Source organism: Streptomyces asiaticus (assembly GCF_018138715.1).
In the GTDB taxonomy this organism is placed as follows: Bacteria; Actinomycetota; Actinomycetes; order Streptomycetales; family Streptomycetaceae; genus Streptomyces; species Streptomyces asiaticus.
In genome coordinates this window covers 4,153,022-4,166,275 of record NZ_JAGSHX010000006.1, presented here as the reverse complement: position 1 = coordinate 4,166,275, position 13,254 = coordinate 4,153,022, and the positions used below count along the sequence as shown (strand labels likewise).

Here is a 13,254-nt window from a genome sequence, read left to right as displayed (position 1 = left end):
GCCGTCCTATTCCAGTGGAGGTCCGTGACTATAGGCCGGTGATAGACGGGCGCTAGACGCGAGGGAAACGGGCCTGGAGATTCCAGATCGCGGGGTTGTCCGCGAGCTCCTCGTGCAGATCCGTCAGATCCGCGACCAGATCGTGCAGGAAGTCCCGGGCCTCGCGGCGCAGTGCGGCATGGGAGAAATTCAGCGGTGGCTCCGTGGCCGGTGCCCAGTCGGCGGTGATGTCCACCCATCCGAAGCGCCGCTCGAAGCGCATCCGGTCGGTGGATTCGGTGAAGTCCAGTTCCGCGCGGACGGGGGTGGCGGAGCGGCTGCCGCGCGGATCCCGGTCGAGCAGTTCGACGATGTCGCACAGCGCCCAGGCGAAGTCCAGCACCGGCACCCATCCCCAGGCTGTGGACAGTTCGCGGCCGGTCGAGGTGTCCGCCAGGTGGACATCGCCGCAGAACAGGTCGTGGCGCAGGGCCTGGACCGGTGCGCCCCGGTAGTCCGTCTGCGAGGGGTCCGGGAAGCGGTGGGAGAGGGAGTAGCCGAGCTCGATCACCGACCGATGGTGTCATGGTGTCCCGCCGGCCCGCGGCGGGGGCGGGCCTTGCGCCGGCACCTGTGCTGGCACCTTCCTGTTAGCGCCATTGTGGAAGATCAACGGACTCGGATAGAAATCCAGTCAGTTGGCGGAAGACCCCGTGTCCCGGAAGTGGACGGCGGGAGATCCGACTCCGGCGGTGGTCATCCCCCGAACGACCGCCGGTGCCTCCCCTCGGCGCGCCCGCGGTGCTTCGCGCACCCGCCGCGGCATGCCGGGAGGAGGAGGTCAGGGGCTCGGACCCACCGTGTGAGCCGTCCACGGGACCGGGCCCCTGATCAGGGGATGCCGGCGGACGAGAACGATGCGCTGGCAGCTTCCTGTACCGGCTGTTGCGCGGTACCGGCCGCCCGGATAGTTCTGTTGGGAAGCGCCGATAAATAACCGCCGATGAGCGGGAATCCGGGTAGCGAGCAGGTCTGCCGACCGGGATGTGGCAGCTTTATGCAGTGGGCATTGCGCGGTATCGCGGGGTGCCATAGAAAGATCCGAGTCCGAAATGGAAACGGGCCGTGGGTCGGCCTTGTTCGAAAGTGGGGGATCCATCATGAGTTCGGTTCACGAGGAGCGGGTGCAGAAGATCAAGGAGATCGTCTGCGACGTTCTGGAGATCGAAGAGGACGAGGTTACCGAGACCAGCCTCTTCAAGGAGGACCACTCGGCTGACTCGCTGCGGTCCATCGAAATTCTCGCGAACCTCGAGAAGGAATTCCACGTCACCATCGACCAGTCGGAACTCCCCCGGATGGTGCACCTCAAGGGCGTCTACGAGGTAGTCGCCGAGTCCGCCGGCTGGTAAAGCGGCGCTTTCGTATCTGCGGACACGGCCGGAACAGCGGACTTAAGGGGTCGGGATGGCGGAGTCGGGGCATGCGAGCCCGCGAAGAGTGGTGATCACCGGTCTCGGTGTGGTCTCCAGTATCGGTATGGGCGTCGATGAGTTCCGGCGGGGACTGCGCGCCGGAAGCAGCGGGGCCAAGCCGATCACGGTGTTCGACGTCGAGGGGTTCGACCACGCGAACGGCTGTGAGGTGGAGGATTTCGACCCCGAGCGGTGGATACGCCACCTCGCGGTCGAGCACCTCGGCCGGGCGACGCAGTACTCGGTCGCCGCGGCCCGGATGGCGATCGAGGACGCGGGGGTGTCCATCGCGGACTGGCGGTCGCTGCCGGGTCTGATCTCCATCGGGACCACCGACGGTGAATCGAGGGACCTGGACCACCTGGTCGAGGCCGAGATCGCGCACGGTCCCGAGCACATGTCGCCCGAACTCGCCCGCCGCGTTCCGGCCGGCCGTCTGTCGGCGGCCATCGCGCAGGAGCTCCAGCTGTCCGATGTGGAGGCGGTGACGATTCCGACCGCCTGCGCGGCCGGCAACTACGCCCTGGGCTACGGCTATGACGCGGTCCGCTCCGGGGACGCGGAGTACGCGCTGTGCGGTGGCGCCGACGCGATGTGCCGCAAGACGTTCTCCGGTTTCTACCGGCTGGGCACCATCGCGCCGGACCGGTGCCGGCCGTTCGACGTCGACCGCAAGGGCATCCTCACCGGCGAGGGCGCCGGGGTGCTGGTCCTGGAGAGCCTGGAGTCCGCGCTGGCCCGTGGCGCCCGGATCTACGCCGAGGTGCTGGGGTACGGCCTGAACTGCGACGCCTACCACCAGGTGGCGCCGAACCAGGACAGCGTCGGCCGGTGCATGCAGCTGGCCCTGGAGAACGCCGGGGTCAAGGCCGACCAGGTGGACCTCATCTCCGCCCACGGCACCGGCACCAAGGCCAACGACGTCACCGAGGCACGCGCGATCCGCGAGGTCTTCGGCAGCCGTCCGCCCAGGACCATCTCGATGAAGTCGATGATCGGCCACACCATGGGCGCCGCCAGCGCGCTGTCGGCCATCGGCTGCGCCCTGGCGATCACCGAGAAGTTCATTCCGCCGACCATCAACCACACCACCACCGACCCCGAGTGCGATGTGGACTGCGTGCCCAATGTGGCGATCGAGGCGGAGCTGAAGGTCGTGCAGAACAACGGCCTGGCCTTCGGCGGCAACAACGCGGTGGTGCTGCTCGGCCGGTACGACGGGGTGCCGGCATGAGCTGGGCGGTGACCGGCATGGGAGCCGTGGCCGGGCTGGGCGGGGATGTCGACGAGCTCTTCCGCAACCTGTGTGCGGGCCGCTCCGGAGTGGCCGAGCTGCGCGGCTTCGACCACACCCGGCACACGGCCCACCACGCGTACGAGGTGGACAACCGCCCCGCACCCGGGGTGGACGTCACCCGGCGGGCGACCGGACTGCTGCTGGACGCGGTCGGCCAGGCGGTCCGCGACGCGGGCCTCGACGACAGCGATCTGAGCGGGGTGCCGGTCCTGGTCGGCACCGGGCTGCGCGAGCTGCGCTCGGTGGAGCTGTGGCGCACCCAGGGCGCCGAATTCCCCGCCTCCGAGCTCCACTTCGGCACCGCGCTGCGCGAGGCGTTCCAGGCCGATGACACCCACACCCTGTCCAACGCGTGCTCGGCCGGGCTGTACGCCCTGGCGCTGGGCGTGGACCTGCTGGCGCAGGGGGCGGACACGGTGGTCGTGGCCGGGGTCGATGTGCTCACCGAGACCATGTACGGCCTGCTGGAGCGGGTACAGCCGGTGCCCCCGACCCGGGTGCGGCCGTTCGACCGCGACCGGGACGGCGTCCTGATGGGCGAGGGCGCGGCGGCGGTCGTGCTCAGCCGGGTCCCCGGCGGACGTCCGGTGCACGGCCTGGTCCGGGATGTCGCGGTCAACTGCGACGCCTTCCATGTGACGGCGCCGGACCCGGCCGGTATCGCGGAGGCGATCAGGGAGGCGCACAGCCGGGGCGGGGTGAAGCCCGCGGACGTCGACCTGTTGATGGTGCACGGCACCGGGACGCTGCTCAACGACGAGGCGGAGGCGACCGCGCTCGCGGACGTCTTCGGCCCGGACCGGGACAAGCCCCTGGTGACCGCCACCAAGTCGATGACCGGACACACCTCGGGCGCCTCCGGGCTGCTCAACCTGGTGGTCACCCTCCGCTGCCTCGCCGAGGGGCGGGTGCCGCCGACCGTGGGCCTGGACAACCCGGTGGACGAGGCGGCCGGATTCCGCTTCGTCACCGGCGAGGCGGCCCACCGGCCGCTGACCGTGGCGCAGTTGAACGCATTCGGCTTCGGCGGCATCAACGCCGTCGCGATCCTGGAGGCGGCCCGATGACCGTGGTGGTGAGCGGGGTCGGCGTGGTGCTGCCCCGCGCGAGGTCGGCACCGGAGCTGATGGCACCGGCGGCGGACGCCCCGCCGGTCGAGCCGAGGGACCTGGTCGGCCGGAAGGGCCTGCGGTACAAGGACCGGGCCACGCAACTCGCGTACTGCGCGGCCGACGCGGCCCTGCGGAACGCCGGTCTGCTGGACGACGGGGGCCTGCGCGTCCCCGGTGGAAGCGTCGCGATGGTCGCGAGCTCCAACTACGGCAATCTCGACACCATCTGCCGGGCGATCGACACCATCGCCGAGCACACGGCGGCGGCGGGCAGCGCCATGGACCTGCCGAACGCCTCGAGCAATGTCATCGCCTCCTCCGTCGCCATCCGCTTCGGGCTGCGCGGCCCCAACCTGATGCTGTGCAACGGCGCCACCTCCGGACTGGACGCCGTCCACTGGGCGGCCACGCTGATCCGCGGCGGCCGGGCCTCCCGGGCGCTGGTCCTCGGCGTCGAACCCGACAACGAGTCCGTGCGCGCCTTCACCGGCGGGTCGCGGACCATCGACGGGGCGGCCGCGCTGGTGGTGGAGAGCGAGGAGTCGGCCGCCGAACGGGGAGCGAGCGCGCAGGCCGTGCTCGGCACTTACGTCCGGGGTGCCGGGCTGGGCCGCTGTCTGGAACGGCTGGCCGAGACAACCGTCGACCGGCCGGCTCTGTGGCAATTGCCCGAACGGCGGGCGGCCACTGTGCCGGACACCCTGCCCGGCGACCGGCCGGCCCTGTGGCACCTGCCCGAACGGCGGGCGGCCGCCGTGCCGGACACCCTGCTGGAGGGCGTGGACCGGCACGATCTGGGCGAGGTCTTCGGCCTGGGCTCGGGCGCGCTGGGAGTACTCCAGTGCGCCGCGGCCGTCGGTTGGTTCGCCCGGGGCGGAGCCGGTCCGGTGTACGCCACCGCGGGCACCGACGCCGACGACGCCAGTGCGGGTATCGCGCTGCGCGGGCGGGCAGCGGCCTGATGTCTGCCGGTGACCGCCTCGTGCGGGGACTCGCCCAGGAGGACGGTGGGCCCGCCGAGGCGTCCGCGCGGGGCGACAAGGAGAGCCCCGTGGTGGTGACCCGGCGTGCCCCCGGCGACCCCGGGCGGGGCCGGGTGCTCTTCCTGCACGGACTGTCCAACAGCAGCTCGGTGTGGGACGCCTGCGTCGAGCACGGTCGGCGGGCCGGCGGACCCGAGATGTGGGCCGCCGACCTGCCCTGGCGGGGCCGGAGCGTCGCCGGGTGGAGCGCCCGGGGCGATCTGGTGCCGTACCTGGGCGACGCCCTGCGCGCGGTGCCGGGCGGCGCCACCGTGGTGGTCGCCCACTCGATGGGCGCGAACGTCCTGATGGAGTTCCTGGGCCGCCGGATCGAGGAGGGCCTGGACCCGTTCACCGAGTTCGGCGTCCACGGCCTGGTGCTGGTGGCCCCGTTCTACCGGCGTACGGCCGAGGAGTTCGACTGGGCGAGCCTGGCGCACTCCGTGGACAACATGGCCCCGCTGATCGCCGAGGGCATCCGGGTGCACGCCGGGGACCGGGTCCCCCGGGCGGCCCGCCACCACCTCGCCGAGCGCATCCGGGACTGGGTCGGCCCCTATGGCTGGATGCGGTTCTTCGAGATCTATCTGCGCACCCCCGCCCTGCGGCTGGGAGGCTTCACCGTGCCGTGCCTCGTCCTCGCCGGCGCGGACGACTTCGCCGCGCCGCCGGCCGAGGGCCGCGCGCTCGCGGACGGCCTCCCGGACGCCGAGTTCCACCTGCTGCCCGACTGCGGGCACTTCCTGATGATCGAGCGGGCCCGGCAGTTCGCCGCCCTGCTCGACCGCTTCGTCAGCACCTGTTCGGCCGTCCGTCCGCACGGCGGTCCCGGCCCCGGATTCCCATGGGAGCACGTTCGATGACCACAGTGGCCGAAGGCGCCGTCAAGAGGCTGCTCACCAGCGAGACGACCGCGTCGCTGCGCACCCGGTACGAGGGCTCCAACATCTGCACCTGGATCGGGTTCAAGCACATCAACTACCTGGTCGAGGAGGCCATCCTCTGCCACTTCGCCGACGCGGACCTCCCGGCGCGGGCGCTGTACGCCGAACACGGCCTCGGCGTGGACATCGTCGACCTCGACACCCGGATCCTGCACGCCCTCTACATGGACGAGACGGTCCAGGCGCGGGTGGTGCCGACGGCCGGGGACGACGACACCTTCATCTCGTTCACGGTGTCCCTGCACGCCGACCGGGACGGGGCGGACACCAAGGTGGTGGGCGCCAACGCCAAGGTGGTGCTGCGCTCGGACAGCTATGTCGAGGCGGCCGGTGAACCGCCCGCCGAGCTCGCCCGGTTCGTCACCGACCGGCTGAGCACCCCGGGCGCCGCCGCACCCGAGCCGCCGGAGCTGACCGGCGCCGACCTCACGGCCGTCACCACCTCGCTGTCGGCCGGGCGCGGCACCTCCGGCCCGGACCCGGTGCTCGACCTGCTGACCTCGGGGAAGAACGCGTTCGGCTGGAAGTGGCGGATCCCCTACCCGTACTGCCACTTCTCGGAGCGGCTCCAGATGTCCAGCTATCTGCGGCAGATGGAGGAGGTCGTGGACCTCTTCCTCGCCGACCGGGGCATCTCGGTGAAGACCCTGCTGGACGAGCGCCGGTGGATCCCCGCCTGTCCGCACTCCCGGATCCAGATCCTGGACGAGGCGCTGATGGAGGAGGACCTCTACACGGTCTACACCGTGGAGAACGTCTTCAAGGACTTCACCTACACCTCCCGCATGGACTGCTATGTGGTGCGCGACGGCAGGCTGGTGCCGACCGCGACCGGCAAGGTCACCCATGGCTACGCCCTGATCGAGAACCGGCGGGACTGGAACCTGATCAACTTCGACGAGCGCGTCTCCAAGGCGCTGCGCGGCGAGTCCTGACCGACGACGGCGACGGAGCGACGGAGCAGACATGAGTGGCGGCACAGCTCTTGTGAATCGACCGGTCATCACGGCCTGGTCGGCGGTATCGCCCTTCGGGATCGGCCGCGCGGCCTTCACCGAGGGGATCAGGGAACGCCGGCCCGCGGCGGCCGGACTCGACGACGAGCAGTGGCAGGCGGCCGGGGACCGCGCCTGTCTGGTGCCCGACTTCGACCTGCGCACGGTGCTCGGGAAGAAGGGGGTCCGCTCGATGGACCGGGTGACCGGCCTCGCGGTCACCACGGTCGCCCGGCTGCTGGACGACGCCCCGCGCAACCGGTGGGTGGCCACCGGCGAGGACGCCGCCCTCGTCCTGGGCACCACCACTGGCAGTGTGCAGAGCCAGATGGACTTCACCCGGGACTCGCTCACCGGGGAGAAGCCGTATCTGGTGGACCCGGCGCGCTTTCCCAACGCCGTCATGAACTGCGCCGCGGGGCAGAGCGCGATCTGGCACCAGCTCAAGGGGCCGAACACCACGATCGCCGGTGGCCACGCGGCGGGGTTGTACGCCCTCAACTACGCGCGCCGGCTGCTCACCTTCGGCCGGGCCAGGACCGTGCTGTGCGGTGCGGTCGAGGAGTTCTCGCACGCCCGCTCCTGGCTGGAGCGGCACGCACACCGGCCGGACACCGAGGGGCCCGCGCAACTGCCCGGTGAGGGCTGCGGACTGCTGCTGGTGGAGCAGCGCGGCCCCGGCGGGCGGGACGACGCCGAGCAGCCGGTGCTGGCGGAGATCCTCGCGGTGGAGATGGGCATCGCGCTGGACGGCGGGGTCCGTCCCGCGCTGGCGGCCTGTCTGCGCCGGGCCCTGACCCGCGCGGGGGTGCGCCCGGAGGAGATCTGGGCGGTCTCCACCAGTGAGGCGCCCGGCCCGTCCGGGGAGCAGGAGCGGGCCGCCGTGGCGGAGGCCGCCGAGGGTGCGGACCCGGTCCACCTCACCCAGGCCGCGCTCATCGGGGACACCGGGGCCGCGGCGGCGGCGTTCCAGATCGCCGCGGTGCTGGTGCACGCCGAAACCACCCCCGAGGCCGCCGACCGGGTGGCGCTGGTGACCTCCGTCGACCGTGACGGCGCGGTCGGCTGCGCCCTGCTGCGGCTGGCCGGTCCGCGATGATCGGGGCCGCCGGGGTGACGGGTGCCGAGTCGGGCGGTGTGGTTGTCGGGTCCGGGGCCGCCGGGGTGACGGGTGCCGAGTCGGGCGGTGTGGTTGTCGGGTCCGGGGCCGCCGGGGCGACCGGCACCCGGCCGAGCAGCCCGATCGCCGCCCGGGTGGAGGTCGTTCGTCCGGCCGCCGCCGACGACCGGGGCAAGGTGCGCGCGGCGACGGCCGTCACGGTGGGCGAGGACGAGGCGGTTTTCCCCGGGCACTACCCGGGGTTCCCCATCTTCCCCGGGGTCTGCGTGATCGAGTGTGTGCACCTCAGCGGTCTGCGGACCCCTCCGCCGGGCGCGGCCGGTCTGGAGCTGGTGGCGGTGGAGAGCACGCGGTTCCTCAGTCCGGTCTTCCCGGGCGACCGGCTGGAGGTGGACCTGGTGTGGACCGGTGGGTCCGGGACGTGGCGGTGCGCCGCCAAGGTGGCCACCGAGCGCGGTGCCGCCGCCCAGGTCAGACTGCGGTTCACGGCCGAGGAGGCGTGATGTTCGGTCAGTCCGAGATCAGGAAGGTGCTGCCGCACCGGTTCCCGATGCTGCTGCTGGACCGGGTGACCGACGTGGTCCCGGGGCAGCGGGTGACCGCCGTGAAGGCCGTGACCTGCAATGAGCCCTGGTACCAGGGGCTCGGCCCGGACGCGGCGGCGGAGGCTTACGCCTATCCGCGGGTGCTGCTGCTGGAGTCCTGGTGCCAGTCGGCCGGGCTGCTGGCCACCTGGGAGTCGCCGGACCCCGATGTGCTCGAGGGCCAGGTCATGCTCTTCGGAAGCGTGTCCGGGGTCGAGTACCACCGGCCGGTGCTGCCGGGGGACGTACTGGAACACCGGGCGTCCATCACCCGGAGAGTGGACGACACCGTGATCATCGAGGGCGGTTCCACGGTGGCCGGTGAGCCCGCTCTGACGGTCGGCCTCGCGGTGCTGGCCTTCCGCCCGGCGGGAGAGCTGCGGCCCGGGGACCCGGCCCCCGCCCTCGCCTGACCCCTGGCAACAGACATCCGGCCCCACGCGGCCGGCCGAATCGCTTTGGAGAACCAATGGCAGAGAACGCATCCCGGGTGGCGCTGGTCACCGGCGGTTCACGGGGAATCGGCCGGGCGACGGTGGAGCGTCTGGCGCGGGACGGCTTCGATGTCGCCTTCTGCTACCAGTCGAACGAGGCGGCCGCCCTGGAGCTGGAGAAGGAGGTCACCGAGACCGGCGTTCGGGTACTCAGCCGCAAGGTCGACGTCCGTGACCCCGAGGCGGTGCGTGCGCTGGTCGCGGAGACCGAGCAGACGCTGGGTCCGATCGACGTGGCCGTGACCGCCGCCGGTATCACCCGTGACAATCCCCTGCTGCTGATGAAGGACGACGAATGGCATGACGTGCTGGACGTCAACCTCGACGGGGTCTACCACGTCTGCCGCTCCGTGGTGTTCGGGATGATGAAGCGGAAGAGCGGGGTGATCGTCAATATCTCCTCGGTCGCCGGTGTGTACGGCAACGCCACCCAGTCCAACTACTCGGCCTCCAAGGCCGGGATCATCGGGTTCTCCCGGGCCCTGGCCAAGGAGGTCGGGCGGTACGGGATCCGCGCCAATGTCGTCGCCCCGGGGTTCATCGACACCGATATGACCTCCGTGCTCACCGGCCAGGTGAAGGACAAGGCGCTGGAGTCGGTGCCGCTCGGGCGGCTGGGGCGGGCCGATGAGGTCGCCGATCTCGTCTCGTACCTCGTCTCGGACCGTGCGGCCTATGTCACCGGCTCCGTCGTCCAGATCGACGGCGGCATCACCATCTAGCTTCGCCCCGAACCCAGGAGGTTTCGTTGGCCGTCAAACCACCGCGCTGGTATTTCTCACTCCGCAGCCCCTATTCCTGGCTCGCCTACCGTGAACTCACCGAGAACGCGCCCGATGTCGCGGACGCGATCGAATGGCGCCCGTACTGGGAGCCGGACGAGGTGAGCGAGCGCATGCTGGCCGACGCCGGAGTCCACCTCCCTTACGTCGCGATGTCGAAGGAGAAGCACTTCTACATCCTCCAGGACGTCAAGCGGGCGACCATCGAGCGTGGTCTGTCGATGGCCTGGCCGATCGACACCGCTCCCAACTGGGACGTCTCCCATCTCGCCTATCTGGTCGCCGAGGACGCCGGCCGCGGGCGGGACTTCATCGACGCCGTGTACCGGGCCCGCTGGGAGAACGGCATCGACATCTCCGAACGTGCCACCATGGCCGCGATCGGCCATGAACTCGGCCTCGACCCGGATGCGTTGGCCGGTGCGGTCGACGATCCGGAGATCCGCCGTCGGGGCATCGAGGCGCTGCGGGCGGTGGACCGCGACGGAGTGTTCGGAGTGCCGTTCTTCATCCACCGGCACGACAAGTTCTGGGGGCTGGACCGGCTCTCGGGTTTTGTCGCGAGCGTCCGTGCCAAGACCCGGACCGCCGTCATGGAACAGCCGGAGAACGACCGCGGGGTCGAGCCCGCCCTGCTCGTCCCGGCCGGTGACGCCGGCCACGCCGGTGGCTGCGGCTGACCGGACCTGTCCGCGAGGACCCGGCAGACGCGATAGATGCGATAGACCCGACAGACCCAATAGACCCAATAGACCTGCTGAGCCCGATAGATCCGTCAGAAAGGCGATCACGCCATGAGCAACCCCTTCGAGGACGAGAACGGCAGCTACTACGTGCTGGTCAACGACGAGCGGCAGCACTCGCTGTGGCCGGCCTTCGCGGAGGTGCCCGCGGGCTGGACCGTCGTCCACGGCCAGGACAACCGCCAGGCGTGCCTGGATTACATCAACGAGAACTGGACCGACATGCGGCCCAAGAGCCTGATCGAGGCGATGGGCTGACGCCCGCCACGTCCTCCCGTGCCACGGGGCCCGACATCCCGATGTCGGGCCCCGTGGTGTGTGTCTGGCAGGTTGCTGCGTGACATGCGGGCAGCACGGTCCGAGGGGGATGAGCCGGACTACTGTTGACGCACTGCTCATCGCACCCGGGGGAACGTGCCATGACCTGGCTGGCTGCCACCAGCATCGACGATCTGTCCTTCGGGCTGCTGATCGTGCTGATCGCCGTGTCGTCGCTGGGCGTCTTCGTCTTCGGCGTCTCGGCGATCTCCGGTCGGCTGCTCGGCATCCGGGTGGGCCCGCTGCGCGCCCTCGGCGCCGGTCTGGTCGGGCTGGGCGCGATGCTCGTCTTCAAGCCGACCATGCACGACCAGCAGAGCATGGGCGTGCTGTACGGCGTGCAGGTCGGGGTGTCCGTCCTCGCCGCGATGGCCACCCTGGTGCTGGCCGAGGTCTTTCTGCCGCGCGGCAGCTGGGCGCTGCCCATGCGGCTGTGGCGCGCGATGCGCAGCCGGCTGCGGCGCACCCGCCGCTATTCGCAGATCAGCCGGATCTTCATGCGCCACGGGCTGAGCCGTCCGCTGCGCAGCCGGCACAGTCTGGAACGGGCCCTGCGGCCCGGCGAGTTCGGCGAGCGGATGGCCAGGGGGCTGCGGCTGGCGCTGGAGGAGTGCGGCGGGGCCTTCATCAAACTGGGCCAGCTGCTGTCCACCCGGCGCGATCTGCTGCCCCCGCACTTCATCGACGAACTCAGCCGATTGCAGAGCGATGTGGCGCCCGCGCCGTGGGGGGACGTGGCGGCGCTGCTGCGCGCGGAGCTGGGCAGGCCGGTGGAGGACGCCTTCGAGTGGATCGAGCAGGTCCCGCTCGCGGCCGCCTCGATCGCCCAGGTCCACCGCGCCAAGCTGACCGGAGGCCCGGTGGTCGTGGTGAAGGTCCAGCGCCCGGGGATCCGCGAGATGGTCGAGCGCGACCTGGACATCGTCGTCGCGGTCAGCCGCGGCCTCCAGCAGCGGTCCCGGTCCTCCCACGCCATGGGGCTGCGGGATCTGGGCGACGGCTTCTCCACCTCCGTGCGGGAGGAGCTGGACTTCCGGATCGAGGCCAACAACGCCGCGGTGGTGGCGGCGTCCTGCGGCGGGTACGAGGCGGACGCCCCGGTGCGCGTGCCCCGGGTGCACGAGGAGTTCACCACGGCCAGGGTGATGGTCCAGGAGTGGCTGGAGGGGGTCACCTTCGACCGTGCGGCGGCCGTCGCGGAGCGCAAGGGGCTGGACCGCCACCAGATCGCCCGGACCGCCTTCGCCGCCATGCTCCACCAGATCCTGAAGGCGGGGGTGTTCCACGCCGATCCGCATCCGGGCAATGTGCTGCTGCTCGACAAGGGGCGCATCGGCCTGCTCGACTTCGGCTCGGTGGGCCGTATCGACCCGTCCGTACGCCATGCCCTCCAGGAGATGCTGGTGGCCGTCGACCGCGGCGACCGGGCCGGTCTGCACGACGCGCTGATGGCCCTGCTCGGCACGAGGGCCACCAGGAGCGAGGACCTGATGCTCAACTCGCTGCTGCTGGAGCGCGAGCTGGGGCAGTTCATGGCCCAGCACCTGGGGGCGGGGGCGCGGCCGGACACCGAGATGTTCACCGCGCTGTTCCAGCTGCTCGCCCGGTTCGGTCTCGCCGTGCCGCCGGAGGTGGCCGCCGTCTTCCGGGCCCTGGCGACCATCGAGGGCACCCTGGGCCGGATCACCCCCGACTTCAACATGATCGACGAGGCCCGGTCGATCGCCGTGGACCTCCTCACCGACCGGCTGCGGTTCCGCGCCACGGGTACCGGGAGCGAGGAGGAGGGCGGGTTCGCGTCCGGGTTCTCGTCCCTGGCGCGGAGCGCGACCCATGAGTTCCTGTCCGCGCTGCCGATGCTGCGGCGGCTGCCCCGGAGGGCGGAGCGGATCGGCGCGTCGCTGGAGGAGGGGCGGTTCACGGTCCGGGTGCGGGTGCTCGCCGACGAGCGGGAGCGGCGTTTCGTCTCCGGGCTGATCCACCAGATGACGGTCACGCTGCTGGGGGCCTGCACCGGGCTGATGGGGGTGGTCCTGGTGGTGTTCGGCACCGGGCGCGGGCCCCGGGTCACCGCGGAGGTGGAGCTGTTCCCGCTGCTCGGCTATCAGATGCTCGCGGTCAGCGCGATCCTCATGCTGCGCGCCCTCTACACCGCGCTGCGCCGGCCGAACACCCACGACACGTTCTAGGGGGTGTCGGTGGATCTTGACGCCTGTGGCGGGCTGCTCCCCTCCCCGCCCCTTCCCGAAGCATCGACATGCGGCTCCGCCGCGTGGTGGGGCTCTGCCCCAGGCCCCGGGCCGGGGCTTCACTCCAGGCCCGGGGGTCCAGGGGCGGAGTCCCTGCCACGCGGCGGAGCCGCACATGCATGCTGCGGGAAGGGGCGGGG

Annotated in this window: 14 protein-coding genes; 13 read left to right on the top strand and 1 reads right to left on the bottom strand. The window is 71.2% G+C overall.

The window, feature by feature from the left end:
• Window positions 1-52 precede the first annotated feature (52 nt).
• A complete protein-coding gene (locus KHP12_RS24815; RefSeq protein WP_086886049.1) occupies window positions 53-550 on the bottom strand; it encodes a hypothetical protein in 498 nt (165 codons plus the stop codon).
• Window positions 551-1,139: 589 nt separating this feature from the next.
• On the opposite strand from KHP12_RS24815, the gene KHP12_RS24810 reads away from it, so the two are divergent.
• The 13 genes from KHP12_RS24810 (at window position 1,140) to KHP12_RS24750 (ending at window position 13,054) form a co-directional block, all read left to right on the top strand.
• On the top strand, window positions 1,140-1,391 hold the full coding sequence (locus KHP12_RS24810) for an acyl carrier protein (RefSeq protein WP_014061562.1): 252 nt from the start codon (window positions 1,140-1,142) through the stop codon (window positions 1,389-1,391).
• 55 nt (window positions 1,392-1,446) lie between these two features.
• Complete coding sequence (locus KHP12_RS24805; RefSeq protein WP_037961481.1) at window positions 1,447-2,688, top strand: beta-ketoacyl-[acyl-carrier-protein] synthase family protein; 1,242 nt, start codon at window positions 1,447-1,449, stop codon at window positions 2,686-2,688.
• Window positions 2,685-3,818: a beta-ketoacyl-[acyl-carrier-protein] synthase family protein gene (locus KHP12_RS24800; RefSeq protein WP_086886048.1), complete on the top strand. Its 1,134-nt coding sequence runs from the start codon at window positions 2,685-2,687 to the stop codon at window positions 3,816-3,818. The genes KHP12_RS24805 and KHP12_RS24800 overlap by 4 nt, the downstream gene beginning before the upstream one ends.
• On the top strand, window positions 3,815-4,825 hold the full coding sequence (locus KHP12_RS24795) for a beta-ketoacyl synthase N-terminal-like domain-containing protein (protein ID WP_086886047.1): 1,011 nt from the start codon (window positions 3,815-3,817) through the stop codon (window positions 4,823-4,825). Before KHP12_RS24800 ends, KHP12_RS24795 begins: the two co-directional genes overlap by 4 nt.
• A complete protein-coding gene (locus KHP12_RS24790) occupies window positions 4,825-5,748 on the top strand; it encodes an alpha/beta fold hydrolase (protein ID WP_037961487.1) in 924 nt (307 codons plus the stop codon). Before KHP12_RS24795 ends, KHP12_RS24790 begins: the two co-directional genes overlap by 1 nt.
• On the top strand, window positions 5,745-6,764 hold the full coding sequence (locus KHP12_RS24785; protein ID WP_086886046.1) for a hypothetical protein: 1,020 nt from the start codon (window positions 5,745-5,747) through the stop codon (window positions 6,762-6,764). The genes KHP12_RS24790 and KHP12_RS24785 overlap by 4 nt, the downstream gene beginning before the upstream one ends.
• Window positions 6,765-6,795: 31 nt before the next feature.
• Window positions 6,796-7,923, top strand: coding sequence for a beta-ketoacyl synthase N-terminal-like domain-containing protein (locus tag KHP12_RS24780; protein WP_086886045.1), 1,128 nt, complete (start codon window positions 6,796-6,798; stop codon window positions 7,921-7,923).
• Window positions 7,920-8,447, top strand: coding sequence for a 3-hydroxyacyl-ACP dehydratase FabZ family protein (locus KHP12_RS24775; protein ID WP_245010120.1), 528 nt, complete (start codon window positions 7,920-7,922; stop codon window positions 8,445-8,447). The genes KHP12_RS24780 and KHP12_RS24775 overlap by 4 nt, the downstream gene beginning before the upstream one ends.
• Window positions 8,447-8,941 (top strand): 3-hydroxyacyl-ACP dehydratase FabZ family protein, encoded by a 495-nt coding sequence (locus KHP12_RS24770; RefSeq protein WP_086883600.1) that lies wholly within the window; start codon window positions 8,447-8,449, stop codon window positions 8,939-8,941. The genes KHP12_RS24775 and KHP12_RS24770 overlap by 1 nt, the downstream gene beginning before the upstream one ends.
• 56 nt (window positions 8,942-8,997) lie before the next feature.
• Complete coding sequence (fabG, locus tag KHP12_RS24765; RefSeq protein ID WP_086883601.1) at window positions 8,998-9,744, top strand: 3-oxoacyl-[acyl-carrier-protein] reductase; 747 nt, start codon at window positions 8,998-9,000, stop codon at window positions 9,742-9,744.
• Between the two features lie 26 nt (window positions 9,745-9,770).
• On the top strand, window positions 9,771-10,484 hold the full coding sequence (locus KHP12_RS24760) for a 2-hydroxychromene-2-carboxylate isomerase (protein WP_086883602.1): 714 nt from the start codon (window positions 9,771-9,773) through the stop codon (window positions 10,482-10,484).
• A gap of 114 nt (window positions 10,485-10,598) precedes the next feature.
• Window positions 10,599-10,805 carry an MbtH family protein gene (locus KHP12_RS24755; protein ID WP_014061551.1) on the top strand — a complete coding sequence of 69 codons (207 nt, stop codon included), beginning with the start codon at window positions 10,599-10,601 and terminating at the stop codon, window positions 10,803-10,805.
• A gap of 161 nt (window positions 10,806-10,966) precedes the next feature.
• On the top strand, window positions 10,967-13,054 hold the full coding sequence (locus KHP12_RS24750; RefSeq protein WP_211833800.1) for an ABC1 kinase family protein: 2,088 nt from the start codon (window positions 10,967-10,969) through the stop codon (window positions 13,052-13,054).
• Window positions 13,055-13,254: the final 200 nt, after the last annotated feature.